Origin of the sequence: Pseudoxanthomonas sp. JBR18, assembly GCF_028198165.1 — a bacterium.
In the GTDB taxonomy this organism is placed as follows: domain Bacteria; phylum Pseudomonadota; class Gammaproteobacteria; order Xanthomonadales; family Xanthomonadaceae; genus Pseudoxanthomonas_A.
This window is the reverse complement of record NZ_CP116339.1, coordinates 1,452,246-1,468,030: the sequence shown is the minus strand read 5'-3', so window position 1 is coordinate 1,468,030 and position 15,785 is coordinate 1,452,246. Positions and strand designations below refer to the sequence as shown.

At 69.7% G+C, this 15,785-nt stretch carries 13 protein-coding genes and 1 riboswitch; of the genes, 8 read left to right on the top strand and 5 right to left on the bottom strand.

Translation table 11 applies throughout. The features are described from left to right. Positions 1 to 107 precede the first annotated feature (107 nt). From PJ250_RS06695 to ompR, 3 genes are read right to left on the bottom strand one after another with little or no spacing between them, the layout of a single operon-like run. Complete coding sequence (locus tag PJ250_RS06695) at positions 108 to 1,019, bottom strand: alpha/beta hydrolase (RefSeq protein WP_271647809.1); 912 nt, start codon at positions 1,017 to 1,019, stop codon at positions 108 to 110. Positions 1,020 to 1,038: 19 nt separating this feature from the next. Continuing rightward, complete coding sequence (locus PJ250_RS06690; protein WP_271647808.1) at positions 1,039 to 2,295, bottom strand: ATP-binding protein; 1,257 nt, start codon at positions 2,293 to 2,295, stop codon at positions 1,039 to 1,041. Further along, the gene (ompR, locus tag PJ250_RS06685; protein WP_271647807.1) at positions 2,292 to 3,011 is read right to left on the bottom strand and encodes an osmolarity response regulator transcription factor OmpR; all 720 of its coding nucleotides are present in this window, start codon (positions 3,009 to 3,011) and stop codon (positions 2,292 to 2,294) included. Before ompR ends, PJ250_RS06690 begins: the two co-directional genes overlap by 4 nt. A gap of 195 nt (positions 3,012 to 3,206) precedes the next feature. On the opposite strand from ompR, the gene PJ250_RS06680 reads away from it, so the two are divergent. The 3 genes from PJ250_RS06680 (at position 3,207) to PJ250_RS06670 (ending at position 5,072) form a co-directional block, all read left to right on the top strand. After that, the gene (locus PJ250_RS06680) at positions 3,207 to 3,827 is read left to right on the top strand and encodes a hypothetical protein (protein WP_271647805.1); all 621 of its coding nucleotides are present in this window, start codon (positions 3,207 to 3,209) and stop codon (positions 3,825 to 3,827) included. Between the two features lie 77 nt (positions 3,828 to 3,904). After that, on the top strand, positions 3,905 to 4,195 hold the full coding sequence (locus PJ250_RS06675; protein ID WP_271647804.1) for an EF-hand domain-containing protein: 291 nt from the start codon (positions 3,905 to 3,907) through the stop codon (positions 4,193 to 4,195). A gap of 46 nt (positions 4,196 to 4,241) precedes the next feature. Beyond that, positions 4,242 to 5,072, top strand: coding sequence for a sterol desaturase family protein (locus PJ250_RS06670; RefSeq protein ID WP_271647803.1), 831 nt, complete (start codon positions 4,242 to 4,244; stop codon positions 5,070 to 5,072). Between the two features lie 26 nt (positions 5,073 to 5,098). Here PJ250_RS06670 and PJ250_RS06665 read toward each other — a convergent pair whose 3' ends face one another. Continuing rightward, positions 5,099 to 6,016, bottom strand: a complete 918-nt coding sequence (locus PJ250_RS06665; protein WP_271647802.1) for a ZIP family metal transporter — start codon at positions 6,014 to 6,016, stop codon at positions 5,099 to 5,101. Between the two features lie 218 nt (positions 6,017 to 6,234). Next, positions 6,235 to 6,459, top strand: a riboswitch (cobalamin riboswitch). Positions 6,460 to 6,627: 168 nt separating this feature from the next. Between PJ250_RS06665 and PJ250_RS06660 the strand changes: the two genes are divergently transcribed. The 5 genes from PJ250_RS06660 to PJ250_RS06640 all read left to right on the top strand — a co-directional run bounded on the left by PJ250_RS06660 (position 6,628) and on the right by PJ250_RS06640 (position 14,137). Continuing rightward, positions 6,628 to 9,060 carry a ribonucleoside-diphosphate reductase subunit alpha gene (locus tag PJ250_RS06660; protein ID WP_271647801.1) on the top strand — a complete coding sequence of 811 codons (2,433 nt, stop codon included), beginning with the start codon at positions 6,628 to 6,630 and terminating at the stop codon, positions 9,058 to 9,060. 135 nt (positions 9,061 to 9,195) lie between these two features. Beyond that, positions 9,196 to 10,215, top strand: a complete 1,020-nt coding sequence (locus tag PJ250_RS06655; RefSeq protein WP_271647800.1) for a ribonucleotide-diphosphate reductase subunit beta — start codon at positions 9,196 to 9,198, stop codon at positions 10,213 to 10,215. A gap of 135 nt (positions 10,216 to 10,350) precedes the next feature. Then, the gene (locus PJ250_RS06650; RefSeq protein WP_271647799.1) at positions 10,351 to 13,290 is read left to right on the top strand and encodes a ligand-binding sensor domain-containing diguanylate cyclase; all 2,940 of its coding nucleotides are present in this window, start codon (positions 10,351 to 10,353) and stop codon (positions 13,288 to 13,290) included. Between the two features lie 60 nt (positions 13,291 to 13,350). Next, the gene (locus tag PJ250_RS06645) at positions 13,351 to 13,758 is read left to right on the top strand and encodes an acyl-CoA thioesterase (RefSeq protein ID WP_271647798.1); all 408 of its coding nucleotides are present in this window, start codon (positions 13,351 to 13,353) and stop codon (positions 13,756 to 13,758) included. A gap of 106 nt (positions 13,759 to 13,864) precedes the next feature. Beyond that, on the top strand, positions 13,865 to 14,137 hold the full coding sequence (locus PJ250_RS06640; RefSeq protein ID WP_271647797.1) for a DUF2845 domain-containing protein: 273 nt from the start codon (positions 13,865 to 13,867) through the stop codon (positions 14,135 to 14,137). 35 nt (positions 14,138 to 14,172) lie between these two features. Here PJ250_RS06640 and PJ250_RS06635 read toward each other — a convergent pair whose 3' ends face one another. Continuing rightward, the gene (locus tag PJ250_RS06635) at positions 14,173 to 15,696 is read right to left on the bottom strand and encodes a cation:proton antiporter (RefSeq protein ID WP_271647796.1); all 1,524 of its coding nucleotides are present in this window, start codon (positions 15,694 to 15,696) and stop codon (positions 14,173 to 14,175) included. Between the last annotated feature and the right edge of the window lie 89 nt (positions 15,697 to 15,785).

Genomic DNA, 15,785 nt, shown 5'->3' with positions numbered 1-15,785 from the left:
AAATATCCAACAAGCCACGCGCCGACATGGCGTGACACCGGCGCACCTCGCGCCGCAGGGTGCGCGCTGGCAACGCCGTCAGGTGTGGGAAGCGCGCGTGGCGCGCCTCACCTCACCGCATTGGCCAGATAGGCGTCGACCGCGCGGGTGTAGTCGGACGCTTCGCCCAGGGTGCGATTGATCTCCATGTGCGACAGATCCTCGGGCAGCACCTGGATGGCAATGCCAAAGTGCTGTGCACGCTGCGCCAGGCCGCGTGCCTGCGCGCAGCTGTCGTCGCGGCGCGAGGAACACACCGCCAGCATCGGCAGCGAGGCGGTGGACAGGTGGTGCCAGGGCGAGACCGCGGTCCAGGCCTGTGCGTCGTCGCCGAAGGCGCGGTCGTACAGTGGGAAATGGCGCGCCTGCATGATCTGCACCACGTTCATCGCCGCACTGTCCAAGGCGATGACCGCGCGTGGACGCTGCGCGCCGGCCTCGCGCAGTGCGTCGACATCCGCACCGAGCAGCGCCACCAGATGCGCGCCGGCCGAATGCCCCATCAACACCGTGCGCGCCGGGTCGCCGCCCCATTCGCTGGCATGGCGCTGCAGGTGGGCGATGGCAGCGGCGACATCGCGCGCCTGGACGGCCGGCGCGGCGGCGGGCAGCAGGCGGTAGTTGATGACCACCAGCACGTAGCCGCGCGGCAGCCAGTACGCGGCCTTGGGCGTGGCCAGCCCCGGATTGTCCTTGTCGCCGGTGCGCCAGGCGCCGCCGTGGACCATGACCAGGATCGGCAGGTTGCGCGCGCCGGCCGGGGCGTAGACGTCGTAGCGCTGGGCCGCGTCCGGGCCGTAGCCGATGTCGCGCAGGACGCGCGCGCCGGCCGGCAGGGCCGCCGGGCCGGCGGCCTCGGTCTGGCGCTCAGCCAGGCGTTCGCGCAGGCGCTCGCCGAGCCGTTCGCCCCGGGTCTGGGCCAGCAACAGGGCAGGGACAAGCAGTAATAGGGTCAGGCCGGCAAGGTGGGCAGCGCGCATGGTCGTCGAGTCCAGGGGTTCACGCGCCTCGCAGGCGCAGGACCGCACGCAGGCCGTGCGGGGTATTGGGCAGCAGCGCCAGGCTGCCGTCGTGCTGACGGGCGACGCGGTCGACGATGGCCAACCCCAGGCCGCTGCCGCCAGCGGCGGGGTCGTGGACGAAGGGCTGCAGCGCACGCTCGGCCTGTTCGGGCGTCATGCCCATGCCGTGGTCGCACACGGTGACCTGCCAGGCGCCACAGGCCTCGACCAGGCGCAGCGAGAAGGGCGCAGCGCCATGCCGGGCGGCGTTGACCACCAGATTCTCCACCGCGCGTCGCACCGCGATCGGGCGGCCGCGCAGGGGCGCGGTCTCCGGGCACTGGATGTCCCAGTGCCCAGGTGCGGCGTCGAGCACGCTGCGGCAGACCTCGGCCAGGTCCAGCGGCTCGGCCGCCTCGTCGCGGCCATCGCGCGCATAGGCAATGAATTGGGAAAGGATCGCGTCGATCTCGCCGATGTCGCGGCTGATGCCGGCGCGCAGCTCCGGGTCGGTGTCCGGCAGTAGCTCGGCGGCGAACTGCACCCGCGTCAGCGGCGTGCGCAGGTCGTGGGAGATGCCGGCCAGCATCACCGCACGCTCCTCGGCGGCTGCGCGGGCCTCGCGGCTGGCCTGGGTCAGCGCCTGGGCCAGTTCGCGCACCTCGCGCGTGCCGCCGACCTCCAGCGTTGGGGGAGTCTCGCCCCGCACCAGCCCCGGCGCGGCGTTGGCCAGGGTGCGCAGGGGCGCGACCAGACGCTGGGCGAAGTAGGCCGCCGCCAGCCACGTCAGCAGCGCGCAGCCCACCAATACGGCGATGGAAAGTCGGCGCCCCACGCGCAGCGGGCCAGCCGAGAACGCCACCCACACCTGCGGCTGGGTGTGCAATTGCATCCACATCCGGTCGCCGGTGGGCTCGTGTGCCAGCACCACGCGGTGATCGGGTCCCAGCAATTCCTGCGAGCGGCTGTGCAGGCCGCGCAGGAACGGCGCCCAGCGCAGCGTGGCGGCGGGCGGCGGACGCTGGCGCACGTCCAGCCCGGCATCGCGCAGGTATCGCAGCGTGGCTTCGTGCGAGCTGGTGCGGTCCAGTTCCTCTGCGATCCCGGCGAAGCCGCGCATCGCCCGCGCCAGCTGGTCGGCGGCCGGACGGACGGCCATCTCCCGGCCCAGCGCCACCACCAGCACGCAGGCCCCGGCCAGGACCAGGCCGATCACCAGCGCCAACTGGGCGAACATGCTGCGTGGACCGGTCATGCCACCGCCTCGGGCGGGACGAAGACATAGCCCACGCCCCACACCGTCTGCACGATGGCCGGGTGGCGCGGATCGTCTTCCAGTAGCTTGCGCAGCCGGGCGATGGTCACATCCATGCTGCGCTCGAAGGCCTCGTGCTCGCGCCCGCGCGCCAGGCTCATCAGCCTGTCGCGCGAGAGCGGCTGGCGCGGGTGCCGGGCCAGGACCGACAGCACCGCGAACTCGCCGGTGGTCAGTTTCACCGGCACGCCGTCGCGGCTGAGCTGGCGGGTGCCCAGGTCCAGGCGCCACGCGCCGAAGGCCACCACGCCCCCGTCGGCCCGTGGCGCGCCCGGCATGGACTGGGTGCGGCGCAGGACCGAACGGATCCGCGCCAGCAGTTCGCGCGGGTTGACCGGCTTGGGCAGATAGTCGTCCGCGCCGATCTCCAGCCCGACGATGCGGTCGATCTCATCGCCCTTGGCGGTGAGCATCACCACCGGCGTGGTGTCGCCCTGGCCGCGCAGGCGCCGGCACAGCTCCAGGCCGTCCTCGCCCGGCAGCATCAGGTCCAGCACGATCAGGTCGAAGTGGCCCCGGTCCAGGGCCTGGCGCATCTGCGCGCCGTCGCCCACGCCCTTGACCGCGAAACCCTGGCCCTCCAGGTAGCGCAGCAGCAGGTCGCGCAGGCGGGGGTCGTCGTCGACCAGCAGCAGCTTGGCGGTGATCTCGTTCATGTGCCGCACTATCGCGCCCGGTCCCGGGCGCCGTAAATGCGGCCAGCGCCGGGCTTGTAAGCAGATGTTTCAACCGACCGCTCCTGAAACATCTGCTGGCACCTGCGAAACACCCTGCCGGGCGGGCGCGCCTACCGTGGCTTCACCGCGACGCATCCCGCTGCCGCGCGATTTCCACGACAAGGAGTTTTCGCCATGCACGCTTCCAAGTCCGCCCTGCTGTTGTCCGCCCTGACCGTCACCACGCTGTTTGCCGGCACCGTCGCCGAGGCCGGTGCGCGCGAGCGCACCCGCACCCATTCGATGAGCAACCACAACGGGGCACGTACCGCCCAGACCCAGGCCTCGGGCAGTGGCGTCAATGGCAGCTACGCCCGCCGCCGCGATTTCACGAGCGATGGCAACGGCAACGCCGCCGCCAGCCGTTCGGCCAGCGCCAGCACCGTCTATGGCGGCACGGCCAGTGCCCAGGCCAATGGCTATCGCAACGCCGACGGCAGCGCCGGCCGGACCAGCAGCGCCTCGGTGCAGAACGCCTACGGCTCGGCAGGCCGCAGCTCCAGCACCAGCCGCGACGGTGCCGGCAATGCCAGCCACGCCAGCAGCGCGTCGGTCCAGGGCGCCAACGGCGCCAGCGCCAGCTCGACCGGCGGCTTCACCAAGAACGCCGACGGCACCTATTCCGGTGGCCGCGACACCAACGCCACCGGCGCCAACGGCAACAGCTATGCCGGCTCGACCAGCTACAGCAACGGCCAGCTGACCCATACCGGTACCTGCACCAATGCCGCGGGTGAAGTGATCGCCTGCCACTGAATTCCCGCCTTGGTTCCCGATCAACTCACCACGCGGTCCGGTCCGATGACCGCGGCCTTGCCGCAAGGAGTCTTTCAATGAAACCCAATGCCCTCGTTGTCCGCACCCCGCTCGCCGCGGCGCTGGTGGCCGTGGCGGTCCTGGCCCAGGCCCAGACCCAGGCCGTGCCCAGCGCCGAGCAGGTCGTCCAGCGCCTGGCCGAGGCCGACGCCAACCACGATGGCTACCTGGAGCGCAGTGAAGTGGCCGACCTGCCACGGCTCAAGCGTGGCTTCGACCGGATCGACACCGACGGTGACGGTCGCCTGTCGAAAGCCGAGCTGCAGGCGGTCGGCCAGAAGTTCAAGCAGCGCCAGGCCGGTCAATGAACCCTGACACGGCGCAAGGACGCGCCCGCCTTCCGAGGGACGCGTCATGCTGAGTCTGGCTTCCCCGCGCTGGTTGCTGGTCATCCCGTTGATCCTGCCGCTCCTGGCCGCCATCGAGGCCTGGTTGCGCATCCGCCGCGGCCACGCGTACGACTGGAAGTCGTACTGGGCCTCGCTGGCCGATGCGGTAGTGCGCGGATTGATCGGCCGTGTGCTGCAGGGCGGGCTGGTCGGGGTGGTGCTGTTGGCCGTGGCCAAGTGGCGCGTGGCGAGCCTGGCCATGGACGCATGGTGGCAGTGGCTGGCGCTCTTCGTGGGCGTGGAGTTCTGCTACTACTGGATGCACCGGGCCGACCATCGCATCCGTTGGTTCTGGCTCAACCACGCCGTGCACCATTCGCCCAACCAGTACACGCTGGCGTCGGCCTATCGGCTGGGCTGGACCGGGCAGATCACCGCCGCGGCGGTGTGCTTCGCCCCGCTGGTGTGGCTGGGCTTTCCGGTGCCGGTGGTGGTGGGCGCATTGGCGCTCAACCTGACCTACCAGTTCTGGCTGCACACCGAACTGATCGGCACGCTGCCGCGCTGGTTCGAATACGTGTTCAACACCCCCGCGCACCACCGCGTGCACCACGCCAGCAACCCGGAGTACCTGGACTGCAATTACGGCGGGGTGCTGATCGTGTTCGACCGGATGTTCGGCAGCTTCCGCCGCGCGCTGCCCGAGGTGCCGCTGCGCTACGGGCTGGTCGAGCCGGTACGCAGCCACAACCCGGTGCGGATCGCCTTCCACGCCTGGGTCGAGATGTTCGCCGACCTGCGCCGCGCGCGTTCGGTGCGGGAGGTATGGCTGACGGTCTTCGGGCCGCCGGGCTAGGGCATGCCCTGAAACCGGGGCGTTGATCAGCCCAGCCCGGTATCCATCACCATCATCAGGCAGAAGCCCAGGGTCAGGCCGACGGTGGCCCAGGTCTCGTGGCCATTGCGATGCGACTCGGGGATGACCTCGTGGCTGACCGCGAACAGCATTGCCCCGGCGGCGAAGGCCAGCCCCCAGGGCAGCAGCGTGGAGAACGCGCTGACCGCCAGCGCGGCGAGCACCGCGCCGACGGGCTCGACCAGGCCCGAGAGCATGCCGATCAGGACCGCCCGCCCGCGATGTACCCCGGCGGTGGCCAGCGACAGGGCGATCACCAGGCCCTCGGGAATGTCCTGCAGGGCGATGGCCAGGCTGAAGGTGTCCGCACCCTGCATGCCCGAGCCGGAGGCCACGCCCACGGCCATGCCCTCGGGGATGTTGTGCAGGGTGATGGCGAAGACGAACAGCATCACCTGCGGCGGCAGCCACTGGGCCAGCCGGCCGCTGACCTGGCGGGTGGTGCGGCCCTGCTGGTCCAGGTGCGCGTGCGGCACGGCGCGGTCCATCAGCAGCATCATGCCCACGCCCAGCACGATGCCGGCACTGATCACCGCCCCGGCGCCGATCCCGGCAAAGCCCTGGTCGCGTGCGGCGTCTAGCCCCGGCACGATCAGTGAGAACGCCGTGGCCGCCAGCATCACCCCGGCGCCGAAGCCCATCAGGCCGTCGGCCAGGCGCTGCGGCAGGCGGCGGATGCCCAACACGGGCAGGGCACCCAGGGCCGTGGCGGCGGCGCACATCAGGCCATCGCGCAGGGCTTGGCGCAGGCCAGCGTCCTCGTCCCAGCGCACCAGCACGGCCTGCACCGCCCATCCGGCCAGCAGCACCGCGACCAGCGCGAGCAGGAAGGGCGTGGCGCGACGCAGGGTCGAAGGGCCGCGCGGGAAGGCGTCGTCATGCATGGAAACAGGCGCTCTGGAAAGGGGCGGGGGCGCAGGGGCGCGCCGGGTGCCGTCGCCCGGGGGTGAGGTGCCTGACGACCATCAGGCACCGCGCGCCAAGGGCGCGTCAACCGCAGTCGTCTCCCGTAAAGACGCGCAAACCCGCGCCGGCATTGGTATTGGCCGCGTTCTCCCACAGGTTATCCACAATATTTGGCGTTGACGGGGTGAACCCACCCCACTATCTTGGGGTCGTCGGTTCCGGGGAACGCTACTCCCCGGATGAAAAGGGAAGCCGGTGCGGCCATGACGGCCCACTCCGGCACTGCCCCGCAGCGGTATTTGGGAACGACCCCGCCACACAGCACTGAGGCCTTTCGGCCTTGGGAAGCGGCGGATTAGGAGAAGGCCAGACGCCTTCGCGCCCATGAGTCCGAAGACCTGCCGACAAACCGCGCGCAAGCACATCGCGCGGTGCCGGCCGCGGAGTCTCCGAGGGGGAGATGGCTGGTGAAGCAGGCCCGACCACGCATGTTCGCGCGGTCGCGGGTTTTGCGACGCCGCCTTCCCATGCTCGAACCCCAACGCCGCTCCAAGCCTGTCGAGGGACGGGGGCGGGACGTGCACCACGCATGGAGACCACAACCGTGACCCAGACCGATGCCGCCGTGGCCGCGCGCCCGGCCGATGCCGCCTTTTCGCTGACTTCGCCGCCCACTGCCACGGTCATGCGCGTGACCAAGCGCAACGGCTCGGACGAGGCGGTGGACCTCAACAAGATCGTGCGCGCCATCCAGCGCTGCGCCGAAGGCCTGCACGCGGTGGACCCGATGCGCGTGGCCACCCGCACCATCTCCGGTTTGTACGATGGGGCCACCACCCAGGAGCTGGACGAGCTGTCCATCCGCACCGCCGCGCTGCTGATCGGCGAAGAGCCCGAGTACGGCCGCCTGGCCGCGCGCCTGCTGGCCAACTTCATCGGCAAGGAAGTCTCCGGGCAGGAAATCCATGCGTTTTCCCAGTCGATCGGCCGCGGCCACGAGGTCGGCCTGATCAACGACCGCCTGCTCGGCTTCGTGCAGACCAACGCGCGCAAGCTCAACGACGCGATCGATGCCAACCTGGACCGCGAGTTCGAGTACTTCGGCCTGCGCACCCTGTACGACCGCTACCTGCTGCGCCACCCGCATACCCGCAAGGTGATCGAGACCCCGCAGCAGTTCTTCCTGCGCATCGCCAGTGCGCTGAGCGAGGACGTGCCCGAGGCGCTGGCGCTTTACCAGCGCATGGGGCACCTGGACTACCTGCCGTCTTCGCCCACGCTGTTCAATTCCGGCACCACCCACGAGCAGCTGTCCAGCTGCTTCCTGCTGGATTCGCCGCGCGATTCGCTGGAATCGATCTACGCGCGCTACGGCGACATCGCCCAGCTGTCCAAGTTCTCCGGTGGCATCGGGGTGAGCTATAGCCGGGTACGCGCGCGCGGCTCGCTGATCAAGTCCACCAACGGCCATTCCAACGGCATCGTGCCGTGGCTCAAGACGCTGGATTCATCGGTGGCGGCGGTCAACCAGGGCGGCAAGCGCAAGGGTGCGGCTTGCGTGTACCTGGAGACCTGGCACGCGGACATCGAGGACTTCCTGGAGCTGCGCGACAACGCCGGTGACGACGCCCGCCGCACCCACAACCTCAACCTGGCCAACTGGGTGCCGGACCTGTTCATGGCCCGCGTGGAAGCCGACCAGCCGTGGTCGTTGTTCGATCCCAAGGTCACCCCGGAGCTGACCGACCTGTACGGCCAGGCCTTCGAGCAGGCCTACCTGCAGGCCGAGACCCAGGGCAAGGCGGTCAAGCAGGTGCCGGCGCGCAAGCTGTATGCGCGGATGATGCGCACCCTGGCCGAGACCGGCAACGGCTGGATGACCTTCAAGGACAAGTGCAACGCCGCGTCCAACCAGACCCTGCGCGCGGGCAACGTGATCCACCTGTCCAACCTGTGCACCGAGATCCTGGAGATCACCTCGGCCGAGGAGACCGCGGTGTGCAACCTGGGCTCGATCAACCTGGGGCGCCACTTCGACGAGTACGGCGACTTCGACTACGAGAAGCTGGCCGAGACCGTGCGCCTGGCCGTGCGCCAGCTGGACCGGGTGATCGATCTGAACTTCTACCCGATCGAGACCGCGCGCCGCGGCAACCTGCGCTGGCGCCCGGTCGGCCTGGGCTGCATGGGCCTGCAGGACGTGTTCTTCAAAAAGCGCCTGGCCTTCGACAGCGCCGAGGCCCGCGCGATCAGCAAGAAGATCGCCGAGACCATCTACTTCCACGCGCTGGAGACCTCGTGCGAGCTGGCCATCGAGCGCGGCAAGCATCCGTCCTTCGCCGATACCCGCGCCGCGCAGGGTGAGCTGCAGTTCGACGCCTGGGGCGTGGTGCCCGAGGACGCCGCGCGCTGGGACGCGCTGCGTGCGCGCATCCAGCAGCACGGCCTGCGCAACTCGCTGCTGATCGCCATCGCCCCGACCGCGACCATCGCCTCCATCGCCGGCTGCTACGAGTGCGTGGAGCCGCAGGTGTCCAACCTGTTCAAGCGCGAGACGCTGTCTGGCGACTTCCTGCAGGTCAACCGCTACCTGGTGGACGAGCTGAAGAAGCTGGGCCTGTGGACCCCGGAGATGCGCGATGCGATCAAGCTGGCCGAAGGTTCGATCCAGGGCGTGGCGCAGATCCCCGAGGCTTTGCGCCTGGTCTACCGCACCGCGTGGGAGCTGCCGATGCGTTCGCTGATCGACATGGCCGCCGAGCGCGGCGCCTTCATCGACCAGTCCGCCTCGCTCAACCTGTTCATGGAAAGCCCCAACATCGGCGCGCTCTCGTCCATGTACATGTACGCGTGGAAGCGCGGCATCAAGACCACCTACTACCTGCGCTCGCGCCCGGCCACGCGCATCGCCAAGGCCACCCTCAGCCAGGGCGCCAGCGAAGCCCCCAAGCCGGCCTACACGCCGACCGAGGCGGTGAGCTGCTCGCTGGAAAACCCGGAGGCCTGCGAGGCCTGCCAGTAAGTCCTTCGACCTGGACGCAAGGAATACGGATATTCCCGGCACAGGGAAGTGCCAGCGGTCCGCGTGCGGCGCGGACCTTCCTTTTCATCGCGGCCCTGCCCACAAGGCGGGGCCGCCAACGATCACGAGATTGCCATGTCCGCCCAACCCCGCCAGATGCTGCTCGATCCCGGTTTTGAACTGACCCTGCGCCCGATGCGCTATCCGCAGTTCTATGACATGTACCGCGACGCCATCAGGAACAGCTGGACGGTGGACGAGATCAACTTCCAGATCGACATCACCGACCTGCACGACAAGATGACCCCGGCCGATCGTCACCTGATCCACCGCCTGGTCGCCTTCTTCGCCACCGGCGATTCGATCGTGTCCAACAACCTGGTGCTCAACCTGTACCAGCACCTCAACGCGCCCGAAGCGCGCATGTACCTGTCGCGCCAGCTCTACGAAGAAGCGCTGCACGTGCAGTTCTACCTGACCTTGCTGGACAACTACCTGCCGGACCCGGGCGAGCGTGCCAAGGCCTTCGCCGCGGTCGACAACATCCCCTCGATCAAGAAGAAGGCGGACTTCTGCTTCAAGTGGATGGACACCATCCAGGACCTGCGCAAGCTGGAGACGCGCGCACACCGCCGTCAGTTCCTGCTCAACCAGATCTGCTTTGCCGCCTGCATCGAGGGCCTGTTCTTCTTCGCCGCCTTCGCCTACGTGTACTACTTCCGTTCGCGCGGGTTGCTGCCGGGCTTGGCTAGCGGCACCAACTGGGTGTTCCGCGACGAGAGCTGCCACATGAACTTCGCCTTCGAGGGCGTGCGCGTGGTGCGCGAGGAAGAGCCGGACCTGTTCGACGATGAAATGAAACAGCAGGTCTACGCCATGCTCGAAGAGGCGATCGAGTGCGAGCTGCAGTTCGCCGAGGACGTGCTGTCTGGCGGCGTGGCGGGCATCTCCACCCGCGACATGCGCCAGTACCTGCAGCACTGCGCCGACAACCACTTCGCCAAGCTGGGCATGGCGCGCAAGTACAACGTGCGCAACCCGCTGCCTTTCATGGAGCTGCAGGACGTGCAGGAGCTGACCAACTTCTTCGAGCGCCGGGTGTCGTCCTACCAGGTCGGCGTGCAGGGCGAGGTGGGCTTCGACCACGCGTTCTGACCAGGCGCGGCTGGCGTAGCTGAACAGGGGAAGGGCCGCCAAATCATCGGCTTGCGCGAACTGCCGCGCTCAAGTCCGCTCGTGGTGGGCCGTTAGAGGAAAGACATCCGTCCTTCCGGACCTTGCATGCCCGTCATGCGTTGCCCTCGCGCCCCGGCGCGTGCCACCGCCATCGATCGCCTCCGGCGCGCGGCCGCGATCGCGCTATGCCTGCTGGCGAGCGGACCGGCGTTGGCGCAGGTCGCCTCACTGCGCACCTATGGCACCGCCGAAGGCCTGCGCAGCCTGGGCGCCGACTGCCTGGTGGACGATGCGCGCGGCAATGTCTGGGCCTGCACCTACGGCGGCCTGTATCGCTACGAGGGTGAGCGCTTCGAACGGGTGGGTGCGGACGCCGGGCTGGACGACGCCTATGTGATGAACGCCGCGCCCACTCCCCTTGGCAATGGGCTGTGGGTGACCACGGCCGGCAACCTGTATTTCTGGGATGGCCAGGCGGCCGCGCGGATCACCGATCCGCAGGGCGCGCCCATGCCCTTCGCCCCCGGTCACATGGTGGCCGCTTTCGACGACGGCGCGGTGGCGCTGAGCAAGGGAAGCGCCTGGCGCATCGGCGCCGCGCCCGGGGGCGGCTGGCGCGCCACGGCGCTGTTCACGCCCGAGATCGCGCAGCGCTGGCCCGAGCTGGGAGACCTGGGCGCGGTCTACCAGGACCAGGGCACGCTGTGGCTGGGATGCGGGCAGACGATCTGCCGACGCGGCCCCGATGGCACCTTGCGCGTCTACACCGTCGACGATGGCGTGCCCCAGGATGCCTGGACCACGTTCCTGCGCGATCGGCACGGCGTGTTGTGGGCGCGCAGCCCGCTGCATGTGCTGTCGCTGGCGCCCGGGGCGGTCCGCTTCGTCGACCATCCCGCCCCCGCACCGGCCGTGATGGCCACCACCACCCGCCATCTGGACCTGGCCGAAGACAGCCTGGGCCGCCTGTTGACCCGCAGCGACGGCGGCATCCTGCGCTGGAACGGCGCTGGCTGGGACACGCTGGACACCCGCAACGGCCTGCCCGACATGCCGCCCAATGCCATGCTCGCCAGTGCCGATGGTGCGCTGTGGGTGTCCTACGGCGGCCTTGGGATCCTGCGCTGGCGCGGCTACAGCGCCATCCAGAACTGGAGCGCTGCCAATGGCTTGAAGGGCCTGCCGAACTGGGCGCTGGTCCGTGACCGGCAGGGCGGCATGCTGTTTGGCAACGAGCGCGGCATCTATCGCCTGGCGCCTGGCGCTGCGACCATCGAGCCGGTCGCAACCGCGCTGCAGACGCCGGTCCGCGACGTGTTCGGCCTGACCCTGGGGCCGGACGGTGCGGTGTGGGTCGCGCTGTACCGAGGCGACCTGCTGCGCCTGGCGCACGGGCAAGTGACGATCGTGACGACGCTGCCGCACCGCTTGCGCAGGATGCTGTTCGACCGGCGTGGGCGGTTGTGGCTGTGTACCACCGAAGGGGTGTACGTCATCGACGACCCGGCCCATCCGCAGCCGCGTCGTTTCACCGACCTGCCGCAGGTCAGCTTCGGCGACGTGGCCGAGGATGCGCGCGGGCGCCTGTGGTTTGCCGGCAAGAGCGGGCTGATGCGGCTGGATGGGCAGACCGTCATCCCGATCCGGATCAGCGGAAAGATGCCCAACCTGCTGTTCGACAAACTCTCCATCGGCCGCGACGGGGTGCTGTGGGCGGCGGTGGACGATGCCGGCCTGTTCCGCGGCCCAATGCGCGACGACGACACCTTGCAGCTCACCGCGGTCGACGACCCGCTGCTGCGCGATTCGCTGCCGTATTTCATTCGCCACGACCGCCAGGGTCGGCTGTGGGTCGGGGGCAGTTCCGGGGTGAACGTGCTGGAGAACGGCCACTGGACCGGCCTGAGCGAGACCGATGGCCTGATCAGCGAGGACATCTCCGAAGGCGCGTTCTTCGAGGACGCCGATGGTTCGGTCTGGGTCGGCAGTTCGCGCGGCGTGAGCCATCTCCTGCAACCGGACAGGCTACTTGCGCAGCGCCCGGTGACCCTGCGCATCGCGCGGGTCGAGCGGGGCGGTGCTGGCGTGACGCCGGGCGCCACCCTGCCTTGGGGCCAGCTGCCGGTGCGCGTGACCCTGTCCACGCCCGGCAGCATGGCAGGGCCGGACCTGCTGCGTTTCCGCTATCGCCTGCGCGGGCGCCAGGATGCGTGGATCGAGACCAGCTCGCGCACCCTGGACTTTCCCGCCCTGGGCGATGGCGAGCAGGTGATCGAGGTGCAGGCGATCAACCTGGCCCGCCGCACACAGTCCCCGGTGGCGAGTTTCGCCTTCAAGTTGCGCCCGCCATGGTGGCGCAGCGCGCCGGCGCTGCTCGCGTGGCTGGCGCTGTTTGCCGGGGTGATCGCGGCGGTCTGGCACTGGCGCATGCGCGCGATCATGGCGCGCAAGCGCGCCTTGGAAAGGCTGGTGGCAGCGCGTACCGCCGAGCTGGAGGCCGACAAGCGCGCGCTGGAACTGGCTCGCGCCGCCCTGCACGAGCAGGCCACGCATGATGGCCTGACCGGCCTGCGCAACCGCACCTCCATTCTCGAACAGCTGGCGCTGGAGGCTGCACGTGCGCACAGCGCGGGCCTGCCGCTGGCGATCGCGCTGCTGGACCTGGACCACTTCAAGCTGGTCAACGACACGCATGGCCATCTGGTCGGCGACGCGGTGCTCTCCGGCGTGGCCGATCGCCTGGCGCGCAACATGCGCGGGTCGGACACGGTCGGGCGCTATGGCGGCGAAGAACTGCTCGCGGTCATGCCCGGCCTGGTGGCCCCTGCGTCGCAGCGCCTGCAGGCCTTGCACGACGCGGTCGGTGCGCGTCCGCTGGCCATCGATGGGCGGAGCCTGACGGTGACCTGCTCGGTCGGCGTGGCCTGGCTGGAGCCGGGCGAGTCGCCGACCGATCTGTTGCGGCGTGCCGACGACGCGCTCTACCGGGCCAAGCGCCAAGGTCGAAACCGCGTGCTGGTGGCCCCGGCGGGCACGGCCGCCGCGCCGGCCTAGGCCTGCGCCAGCTGAGCCTGGGTGACAATGGGGCGTCCCACCCCACCAGGAGCCCCACCGATGTCCGAAGTCCCCGCTGGCGAGCCGCGCCCGACCGAAGCCCGCCTGCTGCACATGGTCTTTCCCGACCACACCAATCATCTGGGGACCCTGTTCGGTGGCCAGGCGCTGGCCTGGATGGACATGGCTGCCTTCATCGTGGCCTCGCGCTATGCGCGCACCACGGTGGTCACCGCGCGCTCGGAGCAGGTGGACTTCAACCAGCCCATCCGCAAGGGCGACCTGGTGGAGGTCATCGCGACCATCGTCAAGGTCGGCCGCAGCTCGATGAACGTGGACGTGGAAGTGATCACCGAGGACCTGCTGAGCGGCGAGCGCAAGCTGTGCACGCGCGGCCGTTTCGTGATGATCGCCCTGGACCCGCTGGGCCGGCCGACCGCCGCGCCCGCGCTGCCGGCCAAGGCCTGATCCGGCCAGGTGGAATCGCGCCGGACCTCGCCCGTTGCCGGCGTGGTTCTGCGGCGAGATCTGGCGCATGATGGTCCGGTCACGACACATCGCAGGGAGATGCGCAATGAACAGGATGCTGCTGGGTTTGGCGCTGTGCCTGCTGGCTGGCGCGGCGATGGCGCAGGGCAGCGTGCGTTTCGGCAACAAGCTGGTCACCACCGGCGACGGTGCGGGCCGGGTGATGCAGGTGGCTGGCAAGCCGGATCGCGTGGTCCAGCTGGAGAACGACTACAGCGCCAACGTCGGCGAGCGCTGGGAGTACTACCAGCCGCGCAAGACCATCCAGATCATCTTCCACGATGGCAAGGTGAGCGACATCGAGGAAGTCTATAACTGAGGGTCCAAGCGCCGCGATCACGTGGCGTTCGGCCTTCAGACCTCCTCGATGCGGCGCGCGCCGGGCTCGGACAGGCTCAGTTCGCGTAGGTCCAACTCCTGTTGCAGGGACTGGAAGGCGTCTTCCGGCAGGTCGCCTCGCGCATGCAGGTCGTTCAGTGCGCGGCGCTCGGCCTGGACCAGGGTCCGCTTGGCGGTGATTTCGGCCGGGTCGGGACGGGTGCGGTACCAGTCGCGCACCCGCCGCAGGGCTTCTGGATGTTTGTGGTCGGCGACCATGCGTTCTAGTTCCTCTCGCCCGGCCTGTTCCATGTGCGTGCGCGCCTGATCGATGGCGCGATCGGTGGTGGAGTCGCCCGGGATCCGCAGCCAGCGGATCAGCGCGCCCAGCGTGGCCCCCTGCAGGATCACCGTGCCCAAGACCACGGCCAGGGCGCACAGCACGATCAGGTCGCGGCCAGGGAACGCATGCGGCAGCGACAACGCGGTGGCCAGGGTCAGCACGCCGCGCATGCCTGACCAGGCGACCACCAGCCGCACCCGGGTCTTGCCGTGTCCTTCGTCGGTATGGCTGCGGATCAAACGTCGCAGCAGGGCCGGGTAGACCAGCACCCACACCAGTCGCACGGCGACTACCGCGCCGAGCACCGCCCCGGCCGTGCCCAGCGCTTTCCACAGCTGCGGGCGCGGCAGGTCGGCGACGATGCCGCGGGCCTGCAGGCCGATCAGCAGGAAGGCGATGACGTTGAGCACGAACACCGCCGAATCCCAGATGGGATAGGAGTGCATGCGGTCGCGCACGCGCTGGCGCTGCGGCGCCGAGCGCGCCAGCAGCATCGCGTAGGCCACCACCGCCAGCACCGGCGAGACGTGCAGCCGATCGGCGGCCATCCACACCAGGAACGTGCCGGTGAACTCGAAGATCGTCGCGCTCTGGCTGCCCGACCACAGCCGGCCCGCCCGCGCATACACCCAGCCCACCGCCAGGCCCAGCAACACGCCGCCAGGGACTTCCAGCAGCAGGGTGGCGCCGAACAGTACCGGATGCTCGGTGCCCTGCATCACCGCCACCGCGCCACCGAACAGCACCAGCGCGATGGCATCGTTGAACAGGCTTTCGCCCTGCAGGATCACCATCGTGCGGCGCGGCAGGTTCATCCGGCCCAGCACCGCCTGCGCGGCGGCGGCATCCGGCGGCGCCACCACCGCGCCCAGCGCAATGGCGGCGGCCAGCGGTAGCTGGGCCAGATGCACGGCCAGCGCGGCGACCGCTAACGTGGTCAGCAGCACGGCGAACACCGCCAGCGCCGTCAGCGGCAACCAGTTGTGCCGCAGCTCGTGGGGCGAGGTGTCATAGGCGGCCGATAGCAGGGCAGGGGCGATGAACAGCACCAGGGCCAGGCGCGGGTCGATGCCCACTTGCGGCACCCATGGCAGCGCCGCGGCCGCGGTGCCGGCGACCGCGACCAGGGTCGGATAGGGCAGGCCGAGTCGCCGCGCCAGCTGCGAAAGCAGCGCGGCGCCGAACAGCAGCACGACCAGGGTTTCGAAAAGGGCCAAAGGGGGCTCCGGGAGCGGCCGGGCGGCGGCCTACCCTACCGGGCCTCCGTTCAGGGGGGCGTGAGGCCGAGGCCGACCTTGCCGGAGTG

Coding starts and splice junctions, on each gene's coding strand:
- PJ250_RS06695 (WP_271647809.1), bottom strand. CDS start 1,019: ATGCGCGCTGCCCACCTTGCCGGCCTGACCCTATTACTGCTTGTCCCT.
- PJ250_RS06690 (WP_271647808.1), bottom strand. CDS start 2,295: ATGACCGGTCCACGCAGCATGTTCGCCCAGTTGGCGCTGGTGATCGGC.
- ompR (WP_271647807.1), bottom strand. CDS start 3,011: ATGAACGAGATCACCGCCAAGCTGCTGCTGGTCGACGACGACCCCCGC.
- PJ250_RS06680 (WP_271647805.1), top strand. CDS start 3,207: ATGCACGCTTCCAAGTCCGCCCTGCTGTTGTCCGCCCTGACCGTCACC.
- PJ250_RS06675 (WP_271647804.1), top strand. CDS start 3,905: ATGAAACCCAATGCCCTCGTTGTCCGCACCCCGCTCGCCGCGGCGCTG.
- PJ250_RS06670 (WP_271647803.1), top strand. CDS start 4,242: ATGCTGAGTCTGGCTTCCCCGCGCTGGTTGCTGGTCATCCCGTTGATC.
- PJ250_RS06665 (WP_271647802.1), bottom strand. CDS start 6,016: ATGCATGACGACGCCTTCCCGCGCGGCCCTTCGACCCTGCGTCGCGCC.
- PJ250_RS06660 (WP_271647801.1), top strand. CDS start 6,628: ATGGAGACCACAACCGTGACCCAGACCGATGCCGCCGTGGCCGCGCGC.
- PJ250_RS06655 (WP_271647800.1), top strand. CDS start 9,196: ATGTCCGCCCAACCCCGCCAGATGCTGCTCGATCCCGGTTTTGAACTG.
- PJ250_RS06650 (WP_271647799.1), top strand. CDS start 10,351: ATGCGTTGCCCTCGCGCCCCGGCGCGTGCCACCGCCATCGATCGCCTC.
- PJ250_RS06645 (WP_271647798.1), top strand. CDS start 13,351: ATGTCCGAAGTCCCCGCTGGCGAGCCGCGCCCGACCGAAGCCCGCCTG.
- PJ250_RS06640 (WP_271647797.1), top strand. CDS start 13,865: ATGAACAGGATGCTGCTGGGTTTGGCGCTGTGCCTGCTGGCTGGCGCG.